The organism is Protofrankia sp. CiP1_Cm_nod2 (genome assembly GCF_920664355.1).
GTDB lineage: Bacteria > Actinomycetota > Actinomycetes > Frankiales > Frankiaceae > Protofrankia.
Window position 1 is genome coordinate 5,335 of record NZ_CAKKTL010000244.1, and the last position, 2,631, is coordinate 7,965.

Annotated in this window: 3 protein-coding genes and 1 pseudogene; 1 reads left to right on the plus strand and 3 read right to left on the minus strand. The window is 73.4% G+C overall.

Translation table 11 applies throughout. The features are described 5' to 3' along the window. The 3 genes from NBW84_RS20530 to NBW84_RS20540 all read right to left on the minus strand — a co-directional run. Nucleotides 1-950 (minus strand): NlpC/P60 family protein (locus tag NBW84_RS20530; protein ID WP_250286514.1); only part of this gene is annotated, 950 nt, incomplete at its 3' end. Nucleotides 951-999: 49 nt separating this feature from the next. Then, nucleotides 1,000-1,647 carry a hypothetical protein gene (locus tag NBW84_RS20535; protein WP_250286516.1) on the minus strand — a complete coding sequence of 216 codons (648 nt, stop codon included), beginning with the start codon at nucleotides 1,645-1,647 and terminating at the stop codon, nucleotides 1,000-1,002. 38 nt (nucleotides 1,648-1,685) lie between these two features. Continuing rightward, the gene (locus tag NBW84_RS20540; RefSeq protein WP_013875580.1) at nucleotides 1,686-1,904 is read right to left on the minus strand and encodes a helix-turn-helix domain-containing protein; all 219 of its coding nucleotides are present in this window, start codon (nucleotides 1,902-1,904) and stop codon (nucleotides 1,686-1,688) included. A 200-nt stretch (nucleotides 1,905-2,104) separates the two neighbouring features. Here NBW84_RS20540 and NBW84_RS20545 point away from each other — a divergent pair. Beyond that, nucleotides 2,105-2,631 (plus strand): annotated as a pseudogene (locus NBW84_RS20545) (hypothetical protein); the annotation flags it as partial.

Below are 2,631 nucleotides of genomic sequence, written 5' to 3' on the forward strand. Positions count from 1 at the left end.
AGCGGGCGGGTGACCGCCACGATCGATGTCCAGTCCGACAGGGCGGACTCGACCACACCCCAGCGGGCGCCCTTCGCGGCGATCACCCGACCGTTCCCCACGTACATGCCGACGTGCCCCGGCGCCGCGGCGGTGCCGTCGGCTCCGGGGATGAACAGCAGGTCACCCGGCTGCGGATCCACCGCGGACACCAGCGGGCCCGCCCGCATCTGGTCCACGGTGACCCGCGGCAACGACACCCCGATCCGCTGGTAGGCCGCCTGCACCAGCGAGGAGCAGTCCCAGGCGTCCGGCCCGGTCGCGCCCCACACGTAGGGCCTGCCGATCTGGCTCTCCATGAACGCCAGCACCGGGGCCACCGCGGCCGCCGACACCGTGCCCGCGACCATGGCGTCGATGACGTCGCCGTAGACCTGCGCCTGGGCGAGGATGGTCCGGACGTAGTCACGGGTCTCCGGGTACGGCGGGACACCGGCGTAGGCGAGCACCGCCCCCGGCCCGGCGTTGTAGGCCGCGAGCATCTTCTCCCGCGGATCCGCCGAGACGGACGCCGTCGCCGCGGCCACGGCACAGTCGTAACGGGCCGCGGCGGGGATGGCGTCCGCCGGGTTCCACACGTCACCCTGGCCGTGGATGGCCCAGGTCCCGGGCATGAACTGGGCGATACCCATCGCGCCGACGGCGGAACGGGCGTTCGGGCTGAAACCGGACTCCTGGTGCAGCTGGGCGGCCAGCACCGCCGGTGACACCTCGGCGCAGCCGGCGTTGTTCGCAGCCTCGATGATCAGTGGCAGGTACTCCGACGGGATGCCGGCGGCGTTCCTGATCGTCCGGCGCACGTCGGAGCCGTCGTTCCCGATGAAGGGACCGGCAATGATCACCACGATGGCCGTGACACCGAAGACGAACGCGGCGATGCCACCGACCAGCCCCAGCCCGCCCCAGAGCATCCACCGTTGCCGACGCCGACGGGCGCGGTAGCTCCCCCCTGCCACAGCGTCAGCGGCCCGGGGCGTCGCCGTAGGAGTTCGCCAGATCCGCGCCGGCCACCAGCCAGCTGCCGTCGGTCTGGCGGAGCAGGGTGAGCGTCGGGTTCGACACCGTCTCGGTGCGGTCGCCGGCCCGGTCACTCACGGTCGTGCGCCGGACGTTGAGCAGCAGCACGACCCGGCCGCTGGCGGTGCTGTCAACACCGCCGAGCGGCGAGGCCGCGAGCACCTCGACGGTGGACCGGCTGCCCAGCTCCCGCAGCTCCAGCCAGGCCCGCGCCGGCTCCTCGGTGGCGGTGGCGCCGCGCTCCCCGCCGAGCTGGGCGAAGAAGTCCGGGGTCATGCAGGCGCGGGCACGCAGCAGACCGGCGTCCGGCCCACTGTCGGCCCGGGTGTCATAGGACTGCCAGCGGGTGAAGCAGTCCACCGCGACGCTTCCGGGATCATGAGGGTCGAGCGGGACGGAGGCCAGTGGTGATGCGGTGGCAAGTGGCGGGCCAGGAGGCTGGCTCGCGGCCGGCGGCGGCCCGGTCGCGGCCGGGGTGGCGCTCGCCCGGGCCACGACGTCACGCACGGCCGAACAGGCCGGCACACCGCACAGCAGCACCGGCGCCGCCGCCACCAGCACACACAGCCTGGACGCGGCCCGTGCGGGCATCCGTGGAGGCGTCCGCCCGGGCAGCCTGCCGGAAAAGATCACTCCCTGCCGTCCAGCCAGTCCCTGACCCGGCCGCGGCGGATCCGCCACTGATGGCCGACCTTGCGAGCCGGGATCTCCCGTTCGGACAACAGCCTGAGCACCGTGCTCTCCGACAGCCGCAGCCACGCGACCAGCTCGTCGACCGTCAGCACGTCATCGTCCGCGGGATCCCTGCCCGCCGCGAACGCCGCCACCGAGACGCCCTCCTGTGCCACGCGACGGCCTCCCTCTCCGAGCACCTACCGCCGGCGCAGGAAGTTACACCCACCCAAGCCACCCTGACGACCCCCAAAGGAGCCTTGTCATACTTGAACAGCTCGTGTTACATCGATCCGTCCGAAGTTCAAGCCAAGCAACCGCAAGCAGCAGTAACAGGCACTAACCAGCCGGAGAATACCACGGAGGTCGACAGCGCGTGACCGATGTGTCGCGAGAGCCCTACGGCGATGACGGTGACGCGCGTCCCGTCTCGCTGATCGGTACACGCCTGCCCGCGGCGGGCCCACGACCGGATTCGACGACCCGTGACGTACCCGCCGCCGGCGTCGCGACCAGCGGCAGCCCGCCACCATCAAGATCTTCTTCTGCTGCCGAGCCGGGTCCGGACACCCGGACCGGACGGATCACCAGGCGCCTGCGCCGCCGGTCGCGCGACGCCTCGGGCGAGCACGCCCCCGCCGACGCGGACGACCCGCGCCAGGCCGAAGCGTTCCTGCTCCAGGACGCCGCAGGCCCCACCACGCCGGGGGCGGCCGCCCGCGGCGGCTCCGCAGGGCCGACCGCCCCCGCGGCTGCCGCCCCCGCGGCCACCAGCCCCGCGGCTGCCGGTCCCGCCGTCACGGCTCCGGTCACCACCGACGTCCCGAAGGCCCCCGGCACCGTCGACCCGTCGTCCGCGGCGCCCGGAGCCGACGATCCCGCTAAGGCCCCCTCGTCCCGGCC

Coding starts and splice junctions, on each gene's coding strand:
- NBW84_RS20535 (WP_250286516.1), bottom strand. CDS start 1,647: ATGCCCGCACGGGCCGCGTCCAGGCTGTGTGTGCTGGTGGCGGCGGCG.